Source organism: Mycobacterium sp. UNC410CL29Cvi84, from assembly GCF_000686745.1.
Taxonomy (GTDB): Bacteria; Actinomycetota; Actinomycetes; order Mycobacteriales; family Mycobacteriaceae; genus Mycobacterium; species Mycobacterium mucogenicum_B.
This window is the reverse complement of record NZ_JMLM01000012.1, coordinates 70,045-88,530: the sequence shown is the minus strand read 5'-3', so window position 1 is coordinate 88,530 and position 18,486 is coordinate 70,045. Positions and strand designations below refer to the sequence as shown.

Genomic DNA, 18,486 nt, shown 5'->3' with positions numbered 1-18,486 from the left:
TCAGTCCGGGCGGGCCGCCAGATCCCGCTTGAGCACCTTGCCGGTGGGGTTGCGCGGCAACTCGTCGAGGAACACCACCTCGCGCGGCACCTTGTAGCGGGCCAGGTTGTCCTTGACGAACTGCTTGACCTCCGCCTCCGACACCTCGGTCCCCTCGACGGTGACCACGAAGGCGCGCAGGCGTTTTCCGAACTCGTCGTCGTCGACCCCGACGGCGGAGGCCTCCACGATGGCGGGGTGAGTGACCAGCAGTTCCTCGACCTCGACGGGGAACACGTTCTCGCCGCCGGAGACGATCATGTCGTCGTCGCGGCCGTCGATGTAGAGGCGACCCTTGTCGTCGAAGTGCCCGACGTCGCCGCTGGCCATCAAGCCGTCGATGAACTCCTTGGTGCCGCCACCGGTGTAGCCCTCGAATTGCGTTGCCGCACCGACGAATATCCGGCCCGTTCCGGGGGACGGCACCTCACGGCCGTTGTCGTCGAAAATCTTGATGCGGCAGCCGAGCATCGGCTTGCCGACGGAGGTGGGAGCCTCGCGGATGTCGGCGGGTGTCGCCATGGTCGCGAGCGCCACTTCCGTTGAGCCGTAGAGGTTGTAGACCACGTCACCGAGCAGGTCCTGCGCCGCGGTCGCGACGGCGGCGGGCAACTGGGAGCCGGCGCAGAAGATGGCGCGCAGGCTCGTGGTGTCGTAGCTGCGGACGGTGTCGTCGCCGAGGCCCAGCACCCGCTGCAGCATGATCGGCACGACGCACACCGTGGTCGCCTTGTGCCGCTCGATGTCCGCCAGCAGCTGTTCGGCCTCGAACTTGCGGCGCAGCACCAATTTTGAACCCAGCGCGATCGTCATGATGGCGATCAGCAGGCCGGTGCCGTGGAACAGGGGTGGCCCGATGATGGTGGCTTCGCGAGCACGCATCGGCAGCCGCGCCAACAGGCCGCCCGGGAGGATGAAGCTGCGCGGCTCGGCGCGCGGTGCGCCCTTGGGCGTGCCCGTCGTCCCGCTCGTCAGCAGGATGATCCGGCCCTGCTTGGCCGGGGCCGGCGGCGCCTTCGGCGACGCGTCGGCGGCGAGGGTGTCGAGATCGTCGCTGGCGCTGTCGATATCGGTGACGTACGTGCCGTGCCTGGCCTCGATATCGGCGACCAGATCGGTGAACTCGACGTCATGCACCAGTAGGTCGACGCCTTCGCGGTTCGCGACCTCTGCCGCCTGGGGGGCCGAGAACGCCGTGTTGAGCCACACCGCGTTGACCCCGGCGCGGGACGCGGCGAATGCCACGATCAGGGGTCCGCGGTGGTTGCGACAGAGGATGCCGACGGTGGCCCCGGGCGCCAGGCGAGCGCGGAATGCGTTGGCAATCCGGTCAACTGCCTCGTCGAATTCGGCGTACGTCAGTTCGCCGCGTTCGTCGGCGATCGCCGGATAGGCGCCGTGCCGGATCGCGGCGATGCGCGGTGCGGCCCCGAACGGCCCGTAGGTGTTGAGTGCTGCCAGGACCTGCACCAACCGGTGCGGCAGGTCGACGCCGATGGCGCCGGCCCGCACCAATGCCACGAGGGCGCGGGTTTCGAGACCGGCCCGCCGGGCCGGCTCGGCAAGCAGTGAGTTCAGGTCCATCTTTTTCTTCCCGTCGGTTCGCTCGCCCATCATGACAGTCCTCTTCTATTTCTATTCAGCCGCAACGGGTTCGGTCGACTCGGCCGGCGCTGCTTGCGCAGCGGCGGACTCGCCGAACATCGAGTAGACCTTGTTCCGCACCAGGTCGAACGGCCGCGGGCTGAGCGCATCGGTGAGGGCCGTCAACTGGCCGGACGGCGGGCTCAGGCGGCGCGGCCGGTGCATGATCGCGTCGCACAGCGTGGCGGCGGCCTGCTCGGGCGTCAGGGTGGGGAAGCGGTCGTACATCTTGGTGGGGGCGATCATCGCGGTCCGCACCAACGGCATGTGCACCGTGGTGAACGTGATGTTCTCCGACACCGTCTCACCTTGCAACGTGTCGCACAGTCCGTCCAGTGCCGACTTGCTGGCGATGTAGGCGCCGAAGCGCGGCAGCTTGGTCTGCACACCGATCGAGGACACGTTGATGATGTGCCCGAAGCCGCGCTCACGCATGCCCGGCGTGAACTTCAGGATCAGCTGGACGGGCGCGAAGTAGTTCAGCTGCATGGTGCGCTGGTAGTCGTGCATCCGGTCGTGCGACAGCTCGAGCGAGCGGCGGATGGACCGGCCGGCGTTGTTGATGAGGATGTCGACGTGACCCAGGTCGGCCAGCACCTGGTCGGCCATGGCGCCGATCGCGTCGAGGTCGCTCAGGTCGCACGGGTACACGTGCGCGGTGCCGCCGTCGGCGCGGATGTCGTCGGCGACGCGCTCCAGGTTCTCCCGCGTGCGGGCCACCAGCACGACCTCGCCGCCGGCGGCACCGATGCGGCGCGCGGTGGTCTCACCGATGCCCGCCGAGGCGCCGGTGATCACGACGATCTTTCCCGCGACGGCGTCTTCGAGGGTGTAGCCGGTGAGGGCGTCGACCACGGTCTGCAGGTAGATCGGGCGAGTCTTGATCGGCGTGTTCATGACGCTCGCGAAGACGGCGAGCGGCTTGGCGCTGACGGCGGCGACGGGCTTGGTCGCCAGGGCGGTGATGTCGGAGAGGTTCATGGCAGGGGTCCGTTCTTGAGTGGGGTCGGTTTTCAGCCGAGGGCCCGGCGGGCCAGGCGCAGGGCGGGCAGCAGCAGGGCGTGGGGAGTGATCGAGCCCGTGATGGCCATGAGCTTCACGACGGCGCCGGGCACGATATGGCGGGCGCCGCCCTGCATGCCGTCGACGGCCTGGGTCGCGACATCGACAGGGGAGACCTGAGCCGGTCGCAGGCTGAACTCGTGCGCCGAGGCGACCTCGGCCCATTCGGTGGGGACCGGCCCGGGGCACAGCGAGGTGCAGGAAACGCCCGTGCCGCGCAGTTCTTCGTGCACGGCCTCGGAGAACGAGTTCACGAACGCCTTGGACGCGCCGTAGGTCGCCATCGACGGCATGGGCTGGAATGCGACGACAGAGGCGACGTTGAGGACGGCGCCGGCGCCGCGCTCCACCATGCCGGGCAGGACGGCGTGGGTGAGTTCTTGCAGCGCAACAACATTGACCTCGACCTGCTCGCGCTCGCGGTCCATCGGCAGCGTGTGGAAGGCGCCGCTGGTGCCGAAACCGGCGGAGTTGCAGAGGCCGGCCACGGGCCGCGTGCGCAGTTCCTCGACCAGTGTCTGGCGCTGCGCGGCGTCGGCCAGGTCGCACGGCCGCACCGTCACGCCGACGCCGTGGTCGGCGCGCAGCTCGTCGGCCAGGGCGTCGAGCCGGTCCTGGCGACGGGCGACGAGGAGGAGGTCGTAGCCGCGGGCGGCGAGCACGCGGGCCAGTTCGGTTCCGATTCCGGAGGAGGCACCAGTGATGACGACCTCGGTGGTGCCATCGGGCTTCGGCAGGGTCATGTGGCTCTCATTTCCTAGTGACGTGTGACTGTGCCAGTAACACTGGCACAGTGTGAATGTTGGTGTCTATACTTCGTGGAATGGCAGATGTCACAGTCGAGGAATTCACCATCGACGAACTGGCCGCCCGCACCGGCATGACGGTGCGAACCATTCGCTTCTACAACGAGAGCGGCCTGCTGCCGCCGCCTGAGCGGCGCGGCCGTCTCGCGTATTACGGTGCGCCGCACCGTATTCGGCTCGAGTTGGTGCAGCAGCTGCAGCAGCACGGGTACACGCTGGCCGCGATCACCAAGGTGCTGGCGCGGCTGCCGGAAGGCGCGACGGCCCACGACCTCGCGGTGCGTGCGGCACTTCTCACACCGTGGAGCCCGGCCGACGACGAGACCGTCGACCTACGTGAACTCGAACAGCGCGCCGGCCTGGCGTTGGATGACCGGGCACTCGACACGCTCGAAGCCCTGGGGGCGATCCGACGGTTGGATGACGGCCGTTTCAACGTCCGGCAGTCGGTCTTGGGTGCGGCCATGAACCTGCGCGACACCAGCGTGCCGGCCGACGACATCCGGCGCCTGGCCGGCGTCGTCGACAAGCACATCGATGCCCTCGCCAATGAGGTGACGGACGTCGTCTTCAGCCGGATTCGCGAGGCCGAGGATCCCAACGTCTACCTCGGGCGCATCGCCAAGGTGGTGCCGAACCTACGGCCGCTGGCGGCGCAGATGATGGCCGACCGCTTCACCGCGGCGATCAGTCAGGCGGTGCAGGAACGCGTGGCGGAGCTGGAGATGCCGGCGAAGTAGGTCGTTTACTTCCGGCGGAGCTGGCAGGTCGCCTGGGTGGTGGCGACGACAGTGCCGTCAGCGTCGGTCACCACGGCTTCGACGACGTACTCCGACTTGCCGTTCTGGGCGGCCTCGGCCTCGATCCGCGCGATGTCGTCGCGGCTCATCTCGGCTTGGGCCCGCACATCGGATTTGGCCGGTGCCTTGTACTGGATCGACATGTCCTTGACCAGCGGAAAGAACTGGCTCTGGTCGAACGCGGTGATCGCGAGAATCCCACCGAGTACCTCGGCGACGGTGAACAACACCCCGGCGTACATCACGCCAAAGTGGTTGCCGTTCCCCGCGATTGGCGCCGTCGTCGCGGCGAAGCCCGGGCGGACCTCGACGACTCGGACGCCCAGGCCGTGGGCGGAGGGGATGGTGGTCGCGAACATCGAGTTCATGAACTCGAGCTGGGCGGCGTCGTTGCTGCTCGTCACGTCGCCAACACTATCCAGTGTGGCGAACGGTGCCGCTGATTTTGTGGGTTGTGGTGCCCCCACCAGGGCTCGAACCTGGGACCTGCGGATTAAAAGTCCGTAGCTCTACCGACTGAGCTATAGGGGCGTGGGACACAGGATACTGCGTCCCGTGCAGCGGCCTCCGGGGGTGGGTTGTTGTGCGGCGGCCGGCGGTCTGAAGTGCCGATTTGGGCCGTGGGGCGGTCGTGCCCTAAGCTATCGAAGCTCCCAACGGAAACGTTGAGAGTGCCCCCGAAGAGATTCGGATTGGCCCCCATCGTTTAGTGGCCTAGGACGCCGCCCTTTCACGGCGGTAGCACGGGTTCGAATCCCGTTGGGGGTACGCAACGCGAAAGCGAAGCACACGCAGTATGTAAGGCCCTGTGGCGCAGTTGGTTAGCGCGCCGCCCTGTCACGGCGGAGGTCGCGGGTTCGAGTCCCGTCAGGGTCGCCAGAACGGCGAGGCAACTTGCCCTTCCGGCCAGGTAGCTCAGTTGGTACGAGCGTCCGCCTGAAAAGCGGAAGGTCGCCGGTTCGATCCCGGCCCTGGCCACTTCAAGAACCACCTGGTGACGGGTGGTTTTTCTCGTATCTGGGACGCGTGCCGTGATCGTCAGCCGCCCCCACCACCGCAGCCGCCACCACCGCAGCCGCTGTGCCCACCACCGCAGCCCGAGTGCGCCCCGTGGCCTCCCTCGCCGCAGCCGGAGAACTCAGCACCGGCAGCCCAGCCGCCAGCTCCGGCGTCGGCAACAGGCCCGAAGCTTCCGCCGCGGGTAGCACCAAGGCGTTGAAGCCCGCGTCGCTTGACGGTTACGAAGAGCAAAATGAGCGCCGCGTCGAACGCGATGACCACCACCGGAATCGTCCACCACATGATCGCGTCCTCCCGCATCGTGTAGGCATTTACGGGACGAAGCGGACCATCACCGCAGCGCTACCGATCCCAACTCCGGTGTCGTACTCGCCACGTACCTTCACCGCCCATCCGGGGGATTATTCGGCCCGGGTCGGGCGAGGCGCCCACACCCGGCTCCACACTTCACGAATCGCGACGCCGAGCAGAACCAGCGCGAACACCACCAGCAAGCTCAACTTGAGACCACCGCCGAATCCCGTGCCGTAGTGGAGCGCACTGAGAATGATGGCGGCGCCGGTGATCGGCGCGAGAATCGTGACGCTGCCCGCGGGCCATCTCGCGACCGATATCGCTTCGACGATGGCGGCAATCGCGGTGATGGCCAGTGCCGCGACCGCGACGCTCGCGATGACGTTCGCGATGAAGAACCCATCGTTCAGGGACGACGGATGGTCGGTCAGCGGCTCGTACGCCGTCCAGCCAAAGTCTTTGTGTCCCAACCCGACTCCGAATATCGACTCGTCGTAGTCGGCGTACCGCCGCGGCAGGCCGAAGTTCAATGTCGCTGAACTCATCTCCGTCATGAGACGAGCGACGACGAACACCCACCACGACACGGCGCCGGTGACGTGAGCGATCCGCGCCGTAACGAAGCGCCGACCGTGGAGTGCAACGCAGCTCATCCGAGTACCGGCGCGCCGTTCGGGCCGATCTGTGGCGCCGGCATGAAGCACGGCGGGATCCCCGGTGCATACGGGGGGAAGCAGGGCTGCGGGAAGCACGGCTGCCCGTTCCAGTACGTCGACTGGTTCGGAGGACACACCGTCATTGGTTCGGCGGTGGACTCGGGGGCAGCCGACAGCGCGGCAACTCCGGCAACCGAGGCAACGATCGCTGCGACTGCGGACCAGCGAGTCATAGTTCGTCGTCTTCGTCTTCAAACCGCGGGCGTGGCTTGCGCATCACGACCACTGCCCAGATCACGCCGCCGATAAGCGCCGCGACGATCGCCAAGAAGACGAGCTGTCCCGCCAGGTAGTCCATCGAATCCCCCTGCCCCCGAAATCCAAGGATAAGGGGATCACCGGCATGGTTCCCGCGGAGATTCGGGCGCCTCCCGCTGAGGTGACAGCGGGACGGAACACGCGCACTCACTCAGTCAACTCGCGGGTGTACCTCTAACTGTGGGCGTCGGACTATGTTGGCCAGTGAACGGGTGAAAGCGTGGCGATGATGGCCGGTCTCCTTCGGATGGGCACGTACCTGGCGGCTTGCGGGGCGCTGGCCCTCGGCCTGTCGCCGGCCGCCGCGGCGGATGCGGCTTTCGATCCGACGGGCAACCGATCAGGCGGCCCGGTGCCGACCGTCAACGGTGTGCCATGCGTCGGTGGCGGCCTGGGTGTTTGCGTGAGCATGCGGCAGAACCGCCCGCCCACGTCGGTGCCGCAGTCCGGCGTGAGGCACAGCCCGACGGTGCGCCGCTGAGTGTCGAGCCGCCCGACTCGCAACCGGCAGGCGATGAGTTCAGCTGGGTAAGGTGCTGGCAATGACCAATTTCCCGGAGCCGGCCGACAGCCTCGAGCCGCAGCTCGAACCGGTCGCCGCCCGGCTCCTCGACGCGCAGGTGGCGTTCGCCATGCAGCAGCTGCGCGGCGAGAACTACCACAGCCTGGTCCTCGACGAGATCGAGCACGCGCTGGCGGAGGCGTCGGAGATCACGCTGTCCGACGCGGTGACGCCGACGATGATCAAGAACGTCGCCGCGAAGTACGCCGTGCAGGTGCCGGTGGAGGGCGGAATCGCGGAACTGGTCAGTGAGATTGCCGTCCGGCTGTTACAGCTGACCGCGACCTCGGACACCAACTTCGGCGACGTCATCGACGGCCGCCGCTTCGGTGAGCTCAGCGCGATGGTGCTCGAGATGGGCGTCACCCAGCGAGTGCTGGAGCACATTCTGAGCAGTGAGGCGTTCACCGAATTCTGTGTGACGCTGGTGCAGCACTCGCTCGCGGAATCCGTCACGCAGGGCGGCAAGTCGTTGGCCCGGGGCCGGCTGGGCCGCGTGCTGGGCGGATTGGGCGCCCGCATGCCACAGGGGCCGGTTGAGCGGCTGGAGCTGCGCGCCGAGGACCTGGCGCGCCGCGGCGCCCGCTTTCTGCTCGCCCACACGCACGCGGACGAAGACGTGCTCGCCGAGGCACTCAACGATCTGTGGCGCAGCAACCTCAACAGCCCGCTGTCGTCGGCGATTTCGGTGATTTCGGCCGACGACGTCGAGGACGCTGTCGTGCCGATCTACGAGTTCTGGCGCACGTTCCGGGACACCGACTACTTCCGGTCGCTCCTCGATGAGGGCATCGACCACGTCTTCGAAAAGTACGGCGACGTCAGCCTCTACGATCTGCTGCTCGATCTCGGGGTGGGCCGTGAAGACATGATCGAGGAAGCTTTGCGTTTCGGCCCTCCGGTGATCGCCCTGCTCGACGAGCGCGGCTATCTGGAGTCGGTGCTGCGGCGCCGTCTGATCCCGTTCTACGTTTCGGACGAGTTCCGGGAGGCCCTGGCCGGCGGCTGAGCCGTTTGGCCCCGCAGCACACGGGTAACCACCCGTCATGGCTTCCGAGAGACCGCCGAATCAGGCACCACCGGACCCGGATCCGACGTTGACGCCGGGCCTGGCACCCGGCGGCGGCACCGAACCCGGTGACACGCCGCCGGATTCCGGGCAGGAATCCGCGACGAGCAATCCCGATCCGACCCCACCGGCCGGCGGTCCACGCAAGGTGATCGCGCCGACGGTGATGATCGCGATCTACGTCATCATCTTCCTGAGCATCGCGATCCTGTTCACCCTGAAGATCGCCGGCGTTCTGAACTGACTACTTGTACGGCGGATACGGGGCCGAGTGCAGTACCCGGGCCAGGTGTGCGGCGTTGCGGGCCGCGGCGGCGGTGGCCGACGCGACGGCCTCGGGGACCTCATCGAGATCGTTGTAGTCCGTCGACTCCATCGCGGCGCCGTTCCAGTACGTGCAGCCCTGCGCGGGGATGTTGAAACCAATGTCGTTGAGCCCCTGGAAGATATCGGCGACGGTCTTGTGGGCGCCGTCCTCGTTGCCCACGACGCTGACGATCGCGACCTTCTGCGAGACGGCGGGCCGGCCCTGGTCGTCTTTGTTGGACAGTTCCGCGTCGAGGCGCTCGAGAACCCGTTGCGCGACCGACGACGGGTGCCCCAGCCAGATGGGGGTGCTGATCAGCAGGATGTCGGCTTCGAGGACTTGGGCCCGGATCTGTGGCCACTGATCGCTGTCACCCATGTCGGCCTCGACGCCGGGCGCGATGTTGAAGTCCACGCACCGAACGGTTTCGCACGCGACATTCTGTTCGCGCAGTACAGCCAGGACATGCTCGGCGATCAGCTCGCTGCTCGACGGCGACGGCCCCGGCTTGAGGGTGCAGATCAACGCCGTCGCGCGCAGGGGGATGGTCGATTCAGTCATGACGGGCGGTTACCCGCGCCGGACATCACCAAACAGGGCGGCGGCTCAGCGGCTCTCCAACTCCGCCACCCGCGCCTTGAGCGCGTCGATCTCGGCCTGCAGCTCGGCCTCGCGCCCGTCGAACCTGGCCTGGTACGCCTCGCCCAGCTCGCGCAGGTACTCGCGGTCGAAGCGGGGAATGATGGAGCGTGAACAGTTCCAGTCGAAGGCCTCGACGGCGATCTCGATCTCGCGCTGCGGCCCGTCTTCGATGACGGTCCCACGGCCGAAGACCTTGAGCCGGGTACGTCGCGGGTAATCGACGAAGAACATCGCCAGTCGGTCGTCGGCGGCCAGATTACCCAGGGTGACGAACTGGTTGTTGCCGGGCAGATCGATGAACCGCAGCCGGTCGGTCTCGGGCCGGTACCGGACGAATCCGGCTGGGCCACTGCGGTATTGGAGGTAAGGCCAACCGTTCGGCGTGACGGTGGCCAGGCAGAACTGGTCGGCGCGCCGGATCATCAGCAGCTCGCGGTCGTCGAGGCGCTGGGGTCCGTCGTCGGCGCGCTCGGTGTGCCGCCCGTACGCCAGGTAGCTGCCGTTGCGCTGCTGGCGATCCAGGGCATCGGGGCCGAATGCCAGGTGGTGATAGTGATTGTTCGGCTCGGCGGACACAACGGCTACGCTACGCCCGCCTTCGAGCCCCGATGACCGCGGTTGTCGGTTCTGCGGCACAAAGCATTTGGGCCCGTTAACCGGAGTTGACGGGCCCAAATACGTTGTTCAGTTGGCCGGCGCCGGCGGAACCGGGGGAACCGGTGCCCCCGGCGGAGGCGGGACATCGGCGGGGTCCGGGCGGAACTCCACCAGGCCCGGCGGGATGTTGGTGCCGGGAGGCGGTGCCGTGCCGGGCAGGGATTCACCAAGCTGCTCGCGCGGCATCTGCCCGAGCAGGCCGCCCTTCAGGCGACCGTCGCGGTACATGTCGATGTAGCGACCCAGCCACTGCCGGCCGGTCACGTCTTCGTTCTCCTGGCCGGCTTCGACGCCGAACTGCTCGCACTTACCGGGCGCCGACGGCTTGATGCACTGCTGCGGGCCGTAGGCGTTGTTGAATGCGCGCAGATTGGGTGCCGCGACCGGACCACCCGCGCCAGGAGCCGACGGCGTGGCGTACTGGCCGAGAACGGAGCCGCGGTCCAGACCGGTCAGATCCGACGGTGCGCCGAGGGCGGCGGCCAGCGGATTGACGTCGTTGGTCTGTCCCAGGACGTTCAGACCCTGCGGACCCAGGTTGGCGCCCGCGATCGGGACCGCCAGGTTCGCGCCCGGACCGTCGGCCGCAACCGGGGCCGGTGGCGGCAGGGCGGGGCCGGGTGCCGGAACCGGGGTGGGCACGACCGGGTCGGCGGATGCGATGTCAGTTTGCGTCATTGCCGCCGCCGCAGCGAAAACCGCTGCGGCGGTGACAATTCCGCGGGCAACCCGATGCATCAGACCGACTTGGTGATGCCGTAGTAGGCGACGATGTCGTCCGTGTCGGTGGTGGAGCTGGTCAGCACCGCGTACGACCTCAGGAACGACTGCCCGACGCAACCGTCGACCTTGATGTGGGTGTCCTTGAGGGTCACGCGGACCGGAGCCGACTTGAAGGTCTTCTTGTCGACCGGCACCTGGGTCACGGTGCCCGGCTTGGCGTGGATTTCGATGGTGCCCGACATCGGGACGCTGATACCGGTGGGCAGCAGGCCGGCGAGGGTGGAGCCGGAGGTGCTGATACCGATCTGGCCGATCAGGCGGACCTGGCCCAGCTCGATGCCGCAACCGATCTGGTAACCGGCCTCGAGGGTGCCACCAGCCAGCTTGGTCTTGCCGTTGCCGGTGACGGTGCCGGTGAACGTGCCGCCCACCAGGTATTCACGCGAGCTGACGGCGGTGGTCAGCGGGGCGACGGGCAGCTGGGTCTCGTTCTTGGCCACGACCTCCAGGACCCACCCGTCCGGGCTGGTGATGCGGGCCGGCTCGTCGGAGGCCACGATGCCGGTGTCCGGCGGCGGGCCGTCGAAGCCGGCGGGATCGACCGGGTCGGCCAGGGCGAGCGGCGTAACGGTCGCCGACAGCAGCACGCCCGCTGCGGCAGCCAATGTGGCAAGTCGGTTCAACATGGGGTTACGGCGCCTCTCGTGGGTTGGAATCCGAGAATGAGACTGTTTTCGATTCTCGGAGCATTCAATATTCGGATTTCGAATCGGTGAACGGCTGGCCAATTACTCGGAACTGGCATTTTTATGTGGAACGATCAAATTCTTTAATCAGTGACAATATTTACGATCTGACTGATTAAATTCACGTCGGGTGTCCATGTCCGGTGCGGGCGGGCTCGTGGTGAGCTTGTTCGCCCGCACCGGGCATCAGGTCAGACGGACTTGGTCACACCCAGGTAGGTGATGACGTCGTCGGTGTTGTCGGTCGAGCTCGTCAAGGTGGCGTACGACCGGATGAACGACTGGCCCGCGCACTGGTCGGTCTTGATCCGGACGCCGGTGATCGTCACTCGGGCGGTGGTGCCCTTGAACGACTTCTTGTCGATCGCGACGGTGGTCACGGTGCCGGGCTTCAGGTACACCTTGCCCTGGAGGCTGATACCGGTACCCAGGCTCGGGTCGGTGCCGGCGAACGGGATCTTGATGCCGGGCGTGAAGCTGGCGCCGGGGTTGATCTCGGCCTCGTCGGAGATGATGCCGCAACCGATCTGCTCGCCGGCTTCCAGCGTTCCACCAGCCAGTTTGGTCTTTCCGCCACCGGTGATCTTGCCGGTGAAGGTGCCGGCGACCCAGTACTCACGCGAGGAGATCGCGGTGGTCAGGGGGGCGACGGGCAGCTGGGTCTCGTTACTGCCGGTGACCTCGATGTGCCAGCCGTCCGGGGTGTCCAGGACGCCGGCGGGGCCCGACGGCACAGCGCCCTCGCCCGGAGGCGGCGGAGCCGGGTTGCCGGCCGGCTGCACGGCCGGATCGGCGGGCGGGTCAGCGAGTGCCAGCGGCGCGGTGCCGACCGGGAGCACCACGCAAAGGGCTGCCAACATGGCATAACGGTTCGACATGGTGATGAGCGCGCCTCTCGTATCGGGTAATCAGCGTTGCTGCGGATCGCTGTGCGTTGCTGAATTTGTGTCGCTGCGGAGCATCTACTGGCTGGGTTGCCAGACGGTTAACGGACCGCAAATACTTGCCCCTGCGTTATCAACTAGTGGGCAACGCAGGAATATGCGTGTATTGGTGAAGTCATTTGTCGTGGTGGCAGCATATTGAATGCCCAGTTCAGCGAGTGTGATCTGGGTCATTCAACCGCCAGTACAATACAACCGACGGAGATTGGAAATCGCCGGTTTGTCTTGCGTTCACCAACTGGACATCTACACGCCTGACCGTGGGAGGGTCGAACGCCGAGCGTCCGTCATTGCCGGGTGTCCATGCCCGGTGGACGCGGCGATCACACTGAATGACTTGGAGGAAACGGTGAAGTCTTCACGCACCTGGGTACGTCTGGTTGCCGCATCTGCTGCCGTCTTCGGCGCGGGGGCGATGTACCTGCCCACCGCTGCGGCCGACGATGACGCTGCCCCGATCGGCCCGATCGATGCCGGCGCCGGCGTGCAGTCGACGGGTGTCACGTCGTCGAACGCGGACCCCGCCGCCGTGCAGGCATGCTCGCAGTTCGCCAACGCGCTCGACAGCGCCGCCTCCGGGTACGAGGGCTTCGCCGACAGCCTCGACGCCAACGACCCCTACGTCCACCAGAGCAATGTGGCCGGCCGGACCAGCCTGCGGCAGTCCGCCGCCGTCGCGATGGACGCCGCGAACACCCCCGGCCTGAACCCGGCTATTGCCGACCCCATGCGGTCCTGGTCATTCGGCGCGACCAAGCTGCTGGTGAAGATGGGCATCGGGATGACCGGCGGCAGCCTCGACGACACCGCAACCCAGGTCAACACCAATGCCGAGGCCGTCCAGCGCGAGTGCGCCGCGGCCGGTACCCACGCCTGAGCGCGCCGGTATATAAGGAACACGTGAAGCGACACGCCTTCGGCGTCGCCGTGCTGTGCCTGGCCTTGGCGGCTTGCGGCGGCAAGACCGGCACCCCGACACCAGCCACGCCGACGACGGTCGCCGAGTCCAGCATCGACAACCTGCTGCTGACGCCCGACGAGATGAACAAGACGATGGGCGTCACCGGCATGGTGGGCCGTCCGCCGAAAGACGGGATGGACGACCACCGCAACCTGCTGCCGAACTTGAACTGCCTCGGCGTCTGGCAGATCGACGAGTCCGTCATCTACTCGAAGGACGGCAACGACCTCAAGAGCGGCCAGGATTGGAAGGCCGTGCGGCAGCAGACGCTGCAGGTCCCGGACAGCGACCAGTGGAACTACCTGGCGGCGCAGTCGGTCGTCTACTTCCCGACATCGGATGCGGCCCGGAACTTCTTCAACCGGTCGGCCGCGCGGTGGGCCAAGTGCACCAACCACCACGTGAACATCCGGCTCAACGACAAGCCTCTGCCGAAGTGGCTGTCCGGCGACCTGGAGCGCACCGACACCAAGCTCGCGATGCCCATCATGCGCGGCACCGGGCCCGAAACACGTTGGTGCCAACACGTTGTGCAACTGGTCGCCAACCTCATCATCGATGTCGAGGCCTGCACGCCCAAGGCGCCGGTGACGGCGGCCGCCGACATCGCCGCGAAGATCCAGTCGGACATCCACTAGCGGGTCGTCCCGCTGGTTGCACCATCCCGCTCACGGCGCGTGGTTTAGTGGTCTATGGTCGCGCCATGGCAGTCAGCGCGTCGCACGAAGTGACCATCGAGGCAACCCCTGAAGAGATCATGGATGTCATCGCAGATCTTGCGCAGACGCCCGTGTGGTCGCCGCAGTACACCAAGGCCGAAGTCCTCGACACCTACGAGAACGGCCGGCCGAAGCAGGCCAAGATGACCATCAAGGCCGCCGGCATGGCCGACGATCAGATCCTCGAGTACACCTGGACCGACCTGACGGGCAGCTGGGTGCTGATCAGGTCGTCGTCGCTCAAGAAGCAGGAAGCGCGCTACACGCTGACCCCGGCCGGCAACAAGACCAAGGTGAAGTTCGAGATCACCGTCGACCCGGTGGTGCCGATCCCCGGGTTCCTGCTGAAGCGCAGCGTCAGCGGTGGCGCCGAGACCGCCACCGAGGGGCTCAAAAAGTTCATGGCCAAGAACAAGAAGGGCTGACGCACACCGGGATTCAGCCGCGTCGACCCATGAGCTAACGTCGCGGGATGACGAATGCGGGGCCACTGGCCGGAGTCAAGGTGATCGAACTCGGCGGAATCGGCCCCGGGCCGCACACCGCCATGATGCTGGCGGACCTCGGCGCCGACGTGGTGCGGGTGCGTCGTCCCGGCGGGCTGACGATGCCCGCCGAGAACGTCGACCTCCTGCACCGCGGCAAGCGGATCGTCGACCTGGACGTCAAGTCCGACCCGGCCGCGCTGCTCGCACTGGCCGCGAAAGCCGATGTGCTGCTTGACTGTTTCCGTCCGGGCACCTGCGAGCGCCTCGGCATCGGGCCGGCCGAGTGCGAGGCCGTCAACCCGCGCCTGATCTTCGCCCGGATCACCGGTTGGGGGCAGGACGGACCGCTCGCCCAGACCGCGGGCCATGACATCAACTACCTGTCGCAGACCGGTGCGCTGTCGGCCATCGGCTACCGCGACCGGCCGCCGGTGGCGCCGCTGAACCTGGTCGCCGACTTCGGCGGCGGTTCGATGCTGACGCTCATCGGCATCGTCACGGCGCTCTACGAACGCGAACAGTCGGGCCGCGGCCAGGTCGTCGACGCGGCGATGGTCGACGGTGTCAGCATGCTCGCGCAGATGATGTGGACCATGAAGTCCACCGGCGTGATGAAGGACCAGCGCGAGTCGTTCCTTCTGGACGGCGGCGCCCCGTACTACCGGGTCTACGAGACCTCCGACGGCGGCTACATGGCGGTCGGTTCGATCGAGCCGCAGTTCTTCGCTCAGCTACTTGTGGGCCTGGGCCTGGATCCCGCCGAGGTGCCGAACCAGTTCGACCTCGCGCGCTACGACGAAATGCGCGAAATCTTTGCTGCCCGGTTCGCGAGCCGGACCCGCGCCGAATGGACCGAGACGTTCGCCGGGACCGACGCCTGCGTCACTCCCGTGCTCACCTGGACCGAGGCAGCCGCTGGCGAACACCTCCGGGCCAGGTCGACGATCGTCACCGTCGACGGTGTTGACCAGGCCGCTCCCGCGCCGCGCTTCTCGCGGACCCCGTCGGGTCCCGTCGGCGCCCCGCCGCAGCAGACCACCCCGATCGACGAGGTCGGTTGGTAACGGTTGGGAAGTTAGCTGGCGCATTCTCTACCCGTGGCCGGTGGAGAGGACTAAATTTGCCAATATGGCAGTTATGGCGTCCCGAGAGCTGGTGATCGACGCCTCGCCCGAAGCCATCATGGATGCGCTGGCCGACATGGACGAGGCGTCGCAATGGCGCAGCTTGCACCGGGAACTACAGGTACTGGATCGGTATCCCGACGGTCGTCCGCACCACGTCAAAGCGACCGTGAAGATCATGGGCATCACCGACAAGGAGCTCCTGGAGTACCACTGGGGTGACGACTGGGTGGTGTGGGACGCCGCCGACACCTTCCAGCAGCGTGGGCAGCATGCCGAGTACAAACTGACTCGCGAGGGCGACCGGACCCGGGTGCGATTCGACATCATCGTCGACCTCGTCGCCCCCATTCCCGAGTTCCTGTTGCGCCGAGCCCGCAAACTGGTGCTCGATGCTGCGGTCGACCGACTGCGGGCCCGGGTGACTCGTCTCTACGGCTAGTCCACGTCTGTCGATAGGGAGCTTGTATGTCCGACCGCCCACCTTCTCCGCTGTTGGAGAAGCTGGTGGTGGTGCGGAACGGAGGGCCGCAGCAGACCGTGGTGACCGAGCTGCGCCGGGTGATCCTGCGCGGTGACGCGCCGCCCGGAACCCCGGTGCCGCTGACCGAGGTCGCCGAGCTGTTCGGCGTGAGCCACATCCCCGTTCGCGAGGCACTCAAGACGCTCATCAGTGAGGGCCTGGTGACGCACCGGCCCAACTCGGGCTACACCGTCGCCCGCATGACGAAGCAGGAACTGCACGAGATGTACGTGGTGCGCGCGGCGCTGGAGGGCGCGGCGCTCGCGATCGCGGCGGAGAAGGCCACCGACTACGAGCGGGCCCTCGCGATCGAGGCCAATGACCGCATGGCGCAAGCGATTCGGGACTCCGACGGTGCGGCGTTCCAGCGGGAGAGCCGTAACTTCCACATGGCGCTGGTGCGCCCGTCCGGCATGCACCGGCTGCTGCACATTCTCGATATGTCCTGGAACATGATCGAACCCGTGCAGGCCATGATGCACGTGACGCCCGACGACCGGGCCAAGCTCAACGGCGATCACGAGGAGATGCTCGAGGCGTTCCTGGCCCGGGACGCCGACCGGCTCGGTGCGATCGCGCAGCGGCACAACGACAGCGTCGACGCCGCGATCGGGACCCTGCCCACCGACACCGGGCTCCTCACCCAGGACACCTAGGGATTTGTGCACGATTTTCCGCGACCGGCGCGGAAAATCGTGCACAAATCACAGGGTGCGGAGGCGGCTGATGGCCTCGTCGAGGGTGTCGTCGCGCTTGCAGAAGGCGAAGCGCACCAGGTGATTCCAGCCGGCCGAGTCGGGGGAGTCCGGATCGAGGAACGCCGACATCGGGATGGCCGCGACGCCGACGCGCTCGGGGAGTCCGGCGCAGAACGCGGTGCTGTCGTCGTACCCCAGCGGCCGGGGGTCGGCGCACAGGAAGTAGGTGCCGAAGCTGTCGTGCACGTCGAAGCCGATATCGGTGAGGGCACCGGCCAAGCGGTCCCGCTTGCCGCGGTAGGACTTTCGCAGCGCCGCGACCCAGGCGTCCTCGTGGTCCAGCGCGTGCGCGACGGCCGGCTGGAACGGCGCGCCACCGACGTACGTCAGGTACTGCTTGGCGGCGCGCACCCCGGCGATCAAATCGGCGGGCCCGCAGGCCCAGCCGATCTTCCAGCCGGTGCAGTTGAACATCTTCGCGGCGCTCGAGATGGTGACGGTGCGCTCGGCCATGCCGGGGTAACCCGCCAGCGGCCGGTGCTGATGACCGTCGAACGTCAGCTGCTCGTAGACCTCGTCGGTGATGACCAGGAGATCGTGCTCGATGGCGAGCGCGGCGATGGCTCTCAGCTCGTCGTCGCTGGCGACCATGCCCGTCGGGTTGTGCGGTGAGTTCAGGATCAGCGCGCGGGTCTGCGGCGTGATCGCGGCGCGGAGCCGGTCGACGTCGATGGCGAAGCTATGGCCGTTGGGTGCCAGGGGAACGACGACGCGGCGGCAGCCGGCCATGGCGATCACCGGGGAGTAGGAGTCGTAGAACGGCGCGATGATCAGGACTTCGGAGCCTGGTTCGACCAGCCCGATCACCGCTGATGCGATGGCCTCGGTACCGCCGACGGTGACCAGTACCTCGGTGTCCGGGTCGTAGGCGATGCCGTAGTGCCGCTTGCGCTGGGCGGCGATGGCCTGGCGCAGCGCGGGAATGCCCGGGCCGGGCGGGTACTGGTTGACGCCGTCCGCGATGGCCTGCTGCGCCACCGTGAGCATGGGGGCCGGGCCGTCCTCGTCGGGAAAACCCTGGCCGAGGTTGACGGCGCCGACCCGTGCGGCCAGCGCCGACATCTCGGCGAAGATCGTGGAGGCGTAGGGCCGCAGGCGGGCGGCCATCCCCGGTGGCGTCACCCCTGGATTGTCGCAGAACTCCTGACATGGTCGACGGTGCGCTCGTGCCGCTGCTGCCGCGCGATGACGGCGAAGTAGAACGCCAACGCGAAGGCGCAACTGGTGAACAGGCTGCTGACGAAGAACAGCCACGGGTGCCGGATGCCGCGCCGCAGGCCGTCGGCGATGGTGAACAACGGCAGCAGGATGACGTTGATGATGGTGTAGTCCTGGCCGGCCGACGACGCCGCGGGGTTGACGAACATCAGGCGGATGTAGTCCGACCAGCTGCCCGGACCGGTGATCGGATTACCGTCGGGCGGTTGGTATTCCATGACGAACTTGGTGTTGAAGTAGTAGCCGAGCGCTATCGAGGCGATGCCGATCACGTAGTAGGCCGACTCGAGTGCCGAGAACGCGGGTCCGTCGGCGGGCTTGCGGAAGACGGCCGGATTGAGCTTGACGATGAACGCGATCGTGATCAGTCCGAGGACCGCGTGAACGATGAGCGAGACCATGTCAG

23 protein-coding genes and 4 tRNA genes are annotated in these 18,486 nt (G+C 67.1%); 13 read left to right on the top strand and 14 right to left on the bottom strand.

Features of this window, described 5'->3' with window-relative positions:
- From BR47_RS0118010 to BR47_RS0118000, 3 genes are read right to left on the bottom strand one after another with little or no spacing between them, the layout of a single operon-like run.
- On the bottom strand, positions 1–1,656 hold the full coding sequence (locus tag BR47_RS0118010) for an AMP-binding protein (protein ID WP_029120370.1): 1,656 nt from the start codon (positions 1,654–1,656) through the stop codon (positions 1–3).
- 18 nt (positions 1,657–1,674) lie between these two features.
- Positions 1,675–2,664 carry an SDR family NAD(P)-dependent oxidoreductase gene (locus tag BR47_RS30835; protein WP_036427559.1) on the bottom strand — a complete coding sequence of 330 codons (990 nt, stop codon included), beginning with the start codon at positions 2,662–2,664 and terminating at the stop codon, positions 1,675–1,677.
- A gap of 32 nt (positions 2,665–2,696) precedes the next feature.
- The gene (locus tag BR47_RS0118000; protein WP_029120369.1) at positions 2,697–3,488 is read right to left on the bottom strand and encodes an SDR family NAD(P)-dependent oxidoreductase; all 792 of its coding nucleotides are present in this window, start codon (positions 3,486–3,488) and stop codon (positions 2,697–2,699) included.
- 80 nt (positions 3,489–3,568) lie between these two features.
- On the opposite strand from BR47_RS0118000, the gene BR47_RS30830 reads away from it, so the two are divergent.
- Positions 3,569–4,291, top strand: a complete 723-nt coding sequence (locus BR47_RS30830) for a MerR family transcriptional regulator (protein WP_051634874.1) — start codon at positions 3,569–3,571, stop codon at positions 4,289–4,291.
- Positions 4,292–4,296: 5 nt separating this feature from the next.
- Here BR47_RS30830 and BR47_RS0117990 read toward each other — a convergent pair whose 3' ends face one another.
- Positions 4,297–4,755, bottom strand: a complete 459-nt coding sequence (locus tag BR47_RS0117990) for a PaaI family thioesterase (RefSeq protein WP_029120368.1) — start codon at positions 4,753–4,755, stop codon at positions 4,297–4,299.
- Positions 4,756–4,806: 51 nt separating this feature from the next.
- Positions 4,807–4,882: transfer RNA gene (locus tag BR47_RS0117985), tRNA-Lys, on the bottom strand.
- A 164-nt stretch (positions 4,883–5,046) separates the two neighbouring features.
- Here BR47_RS0117985 and BR47_RS0117980 point away from each other — a divergent pair.
- From BR47_RS0117980 to BR47_RS0117970, 3 genes are all read left to right on the top strand, one after another.
- Positions 5,047–5,119 (top strand) — tRNA-Glu (locus BR47_RS0117980).
- A 34-nt stretch (positions 5,120–5,153) separates the two neighbouring features.
- Positions 5,154–5,230: transfer RNA gene (locus BR47_RS0117975), tRNA-Asp, on the top strand.
- Positions 5,231–5,255: 25 nt separating this feature from the next.
- Positions 5,256–5,329, top strand: a tRNA-Phe gene (locus BR47_RS0117970).
- Positions 5,330–5,772: 443 nt separating this feature from the next.
- Here the strand turns inward: BR47_RS0117970 and BR47_RS0117965 are convergent.
- The gene (locus BR47_RS0117965) at positions 5,773–6,210 is read right to left on the bottom strand and encodes a hypothetical protein (protein WP_231506734.1); all 438 of its coding nucleotides are present in this window, start codon (positions 6,208–6,210) and stop codon (positions 5,773–5,775) included.
- Positions 6,211–6,550: 340 nt separating this feature from the next.
- The gene (locus BR47_RS34045; RefSeq protein ID WP_260933559.1) at positions 6,551–6,679 is read right to left on the bottom strand and encodes a hypothetical protein; all 129 of its coding nucleotides are present in this window, start codon (positions 6,677–6,679) and stop codon (positions 6,551–6,553) included.
- 189 nt (positions 6,680–6,868) lie between these two features.
- Here BR47_RS34045 and BR47_RS0117955 point away from each other — a divergent pair, with 189 nt between their 5' ends.
- From BR47_RS0117955 to BR47_RS0117945, 3 genes are all read left to right on the top strand, one after another.
- The gene (locus tag BR47_RS0117955; RefSeq protein ID WP_029120366.1) at positions 6,869–7,120 is read left to right on the top strand and encodes a hypothetical protein; all 252 of its coding nucleotides are present in this window, start codon (positions 6,869–6,871) and stop codon (positions 7,118–7,120) included.
- 61 nt (positions 7,121–7,181) lie between these two features.
- Positions 7,182–8,210, top strand: coding sequence for a hypothetical protein (locus BR47_RS0117950; RefSeq protein WP_029120365.1), 1,029 nt, complete (start codon positions 7,182–7,184; stop codon positions 8,208–8,210).
- A gap of 37 nt (positions 8,211–8,247) precedes the next feature.
- Positions 8,248–8,514 (top strand): DUF6480 family protein, encoded by a 267-nt coding sequence (locus BR47_RS0117945; RefSeq protein WP_029120364.1) that lies wholly within the window; start codon positions 8,248–8,250, stop codon positions 8,512–8,514.
- Here BR47_RS0117945 and BR47_RS0117940 read toward each other — a convergent pair whose 3' ends face one another.
- The 5 genes from BR47_RS0117940 to BR47_RS0117920 all read right to left on the bottom strand — a co-directional run bounded on the left by BR47_RS0117940 (position 8,515) and on the right by BR47_RS0117920 (position 12,223).
- Positions 8,515–9,138, bottom strand: coding sequence for a flavodoxin family protein (locus tag BR47_RS0117940; protein WP_029120363.1), 624 nt, complete (start codon positions 9,136–9,138; stop codon positions 8,515–8,517). It abuts the gene before it with no gap.
- 45 nt (positions 9,139–9,183) lie between these two features.
- Positions 9,184–9,795 (bottom strand): pyridoxamine 5'-phosphate oxidase family protein, encoded by a 612-nt coding sequence (locus BR47_RS0117935; RefSeq protein WP_029120362.1) that lies wholly within the window; start codon positions 9,793–9,795, stop codon positions 9,184–9,186.
- A 108-nt stretch (positions 9,796–9,903) separates the two neighbouring features.
- Complete coding sequence (locus tag BR47_RS0117930) at positions 9,904–10,554, bottom strand: hypothetical protein (RefSeq protein WP_036427558.1); 651 nt, start codon at positions 10,552–10,554, stop codon at positions 9,904–9,906.
- 59 nt (positions 10,555–10,613) lie between these two features.
- Positions 10,614–11,285, bottom strand: a complete 672-nt coding sequence (locus BR47_RS0117925; protein ID WP_029120360.1) for an MspA family porin — start codon at positions 11,283–11,285, stop codon at positions 10,614–10,616.
- 251 nt (positions 11,286–11,536) lie between these two features.
- The gene (locus BR47_RS0117920; protein WP_081831335.1) at positions 11,537–12,223 is read right to left on the bottom strand and encodes an MspA family porin; all 687 of its coding nucleotides are present in this window, start codon (positions 12,221–12,223) and stop codon (positions 11,537–11,539) included.
- A 415-nt stretch (positions 12,224–12,638) separates the two neighbouring features.
- Here BR47_RS0117920 and BR47_RS0117915 point away from each other — a divergent pair, with 415 nt between their 5' ends.
- From BR47_RS0117915 to BR47_RS0117890, 6 genes are all read left to right on the top strand, one after another.
- Entirely contained in the window at positions 12,639–13,166 is a 528-nt protein-coding gene (locus tag BR47_RS0117915; protein ID WP_353582950.1) for an Rv2240c family protein, read from the top strand.
- A 23-nt stretch (positions 13,167–13,189) separates the two neighbouring features.
- The gene (locus BR47_RS0117910; RefSeq protein ID WP_029104635.1) at positions 13,190–13,888 is read left to right on the top strand and encodes a sensor domain-containing protein; all 699 of its coding nucleotides are present in this window, start codon (positions 13,190–13,192) and stop codon (positions 13,886–13,888) included.
- A 65-nt stretch (positions 13,889–13,953) separates the two neighbouring features.
- Positions 13,954–14,394 (top strand): SRPBCC family protein, encoded by a 441-nt coding sequence (locus BR47_RS0117905; RefSeq protein ID WP_029120357.1) that lies wholly within the window; start codon positions 13,954–13,956, stop codon positions 14,392–14,394.
- Positions 14,395–14,441: 47 nt separating this feature from the next.
- On the top strand, positions 14,442–15,521 hold the full coding sequence (locus tag BR47_RS0117900; protein WP_029120356.1) for a CaiB/BaiF CoA transferase family protein: 1,080 nt from the start codon (positions 14,442–14,444) through the stop codon (positions 15,519–15,521).
- 64 nt (positions 15,522–15,585) lie between these two features.
- Positions 15,586–16,023 carry an SRPBCC family protein gene (locus tag BR47_RS0117895; RefSeq protein WP_029104636.1) on the top strand — a complete coding sequence of 146 codons (438 nt, stop codon included), beginning with the start codon at positions 15,586–15,588 and terminating at the stop codon, positions 16,021–16,023.
- 26 nt (positions 16,024–16,049) lie between these two features.
- Positions 16,050–16,760, top strand: a complete 711-nt coding sequence (locus BR47_RS0117890) for a GntR family transcriptional regulator (protein ID WP_029120355.1) — start codon at positions 16,050–16,052, stop codon at positions 16,758–16,760.
- A 48-nt stretch (positions 16,761–16,808) separates the two neighbouring features.
- On the opposite strand, the gene BR47_RS0117885 is transcribed toward BR47_RS0117890, so the two are convergent.
- A complete protein-coding gene (locus BR47_RS0117885; protein ID WP_020098850.1) occupies positions 16,809–17,969 on the bottom strand; it encodes a pyridoxal phosphate-dependent aminotransferase in 1,161 nt (386 codons plus the stop codon).
- An 11-nt stretch (positions 17,970–17,980) separates the two neighbouring features.
- Positions 17,981–18,481, bottom strand: coding sequence for a DUF2834 domain-containing protein (locus tag BR47_RS0117880; protein ID WP_029120354.1), 501 nt, complete (start codon positions 18,479–18,481; stop codon positions 17,981–17,983).
- Positions 18,482–18,486: the final 5 nt, after the last annotated feature.

Excerpts from the sequence above, each read along its gene's own strand:
- BR47_RS0118010 (WP_029120370.1), bottom strand. The coding sequence starts at position 1,656 with ATGATGGGCGAGCGAACCGACGGGAAGAAAAAGATGGACCTGAACTCA.
- BR47_RS30835 (WP_036427559.1), bottom strand. The coding sequence starts at position 2,664 with ATGAACCTCTCCGACATCACCGCCCTGGCGACCAAGCCCGTCGCCGCC.
- BR47_RS0118000 (WP_029120369.1), bottom strand. The coding sequence starts at position 3,488 with ATGACCCTGCCGAAGCCCGATGGCACCACCGAGGTCGTCATCACTGGT.
- BR47_RS30830 (WP_051634874.1), top strand. The coding sequence starts at position 3,569 with ATGGCAGATGTCACAGTCGAGGAATTCACCATCGACGAACTGGCCGCC.
- BR47_RS0117965 (WP_231506734.1), bottom strand. The coding sequence starts at position 6,210 with ATGAGTTCAGCGACATTGAACTTCGGCCTGCCGCGGCGGTACGCCGAC.
- BR47_RS34045 (WP_260933559.1), bottom strand. The coding sequence starts at position 6,679 with ATGGACTACCTGGCGGGACAGCTCGTCTTCTTGGCGATCGTCGCGGCG.
- BR47_RS0117955 (WP_029120366.1), top strand. The coding sequence starts at position 6,869 with ATGGCCGGTCTCCTTCGGATGGGCACGTACCTGGCGGCTTGCGGGGCG.
- BR47_RS0117950 (WP_029120365.1), top strand. The coding sequence starts at position 7,182 with ATGACCAATTTCCCGGAGCCGGCCGACAGCCTCGAGCCGCAGCTCGAA.
- BR47_RS0117945 (WP_029120364.1), top strand. The coding sequence starts at position 8,248 with ATGGCTTCCGAGAGACCGCCGAATCAGGCACCACCGGACCCGGATCCG.
- BR47_RS0117940 (WP_029120363.1), bottom strand. The coding sequence starts at position 9,138 with ATGACTGAATCGACCATCCCCCTGCGCGCGACGGCGTTGATCTGCACC.
- BR47_RS0117930 (WP_036427558.1), bottom strand. The coding sequence starts at position 10,554 with ATGACGCAAACTGACATCGCATCCGCCGACCCGGTCGTGCCCACCCCG.
- BR47_RS0117925 (WP_029120360.1), bottom strand. The coding sequence starts at position 11,285 with ATGTTGAACCGACTTGCCACATTGGCTGCCGCAGCGGGCGTGCTGCTG.
- BR47_RS0117920 (WP_081831335.1), bottom strand. The coding sequence starts at position 12,223 with ATGTCGAACCGTTATGCCATGTTGGCAGCCCTTTGCGTGGTGCTCCCG.
- BR47_RS0117905 (WP_029120357.1), top strand. The coding sequence starts at position 13,954 with ATGGCAGTCAGCGCGTCGCACGAAGTGACCATCGAGGCAACCCCTGAA.
- BR47_RS0117900 (WP_029120356.1), top strand. The coding sequence starts at position 14,442 with ATGACGAATGCGGGGCCACTGGCCGGAGTCAAGGTGATCGAACTCGGC.
- BR47_RS0117895 (WP_029104636.1), top strand. The coding sequence starts at position 15,586 with ATGGCAGTTATGGCGTCCCGAGAGCTGGTGATCGACGCCTCGCCCGAA.
- BR47_RS0117890 (WP_029120355.1), top strand. The coding sequence starts at position 16,050 with ATGTCCGACCGCCCACCTTCTCCGCTGTTGGAGAAGCTGGTGGTGGTG.
- BR47_RS0117885 (WP_020098850.1), bottom strand. The coding sequence starts at position 17,969 with ATGGCCGCCCGCCTGCGGCCCTACGCCTCCACGATCTTCGCCGAGATG.
- BR47_RS0117880 (WP_029120354.1), bottom strand. The coding sequence starts at position 18,481 with ATGGTCTCGCTCATCGTTCACGCGGTCCTCGGACTGATCACGATCGCG.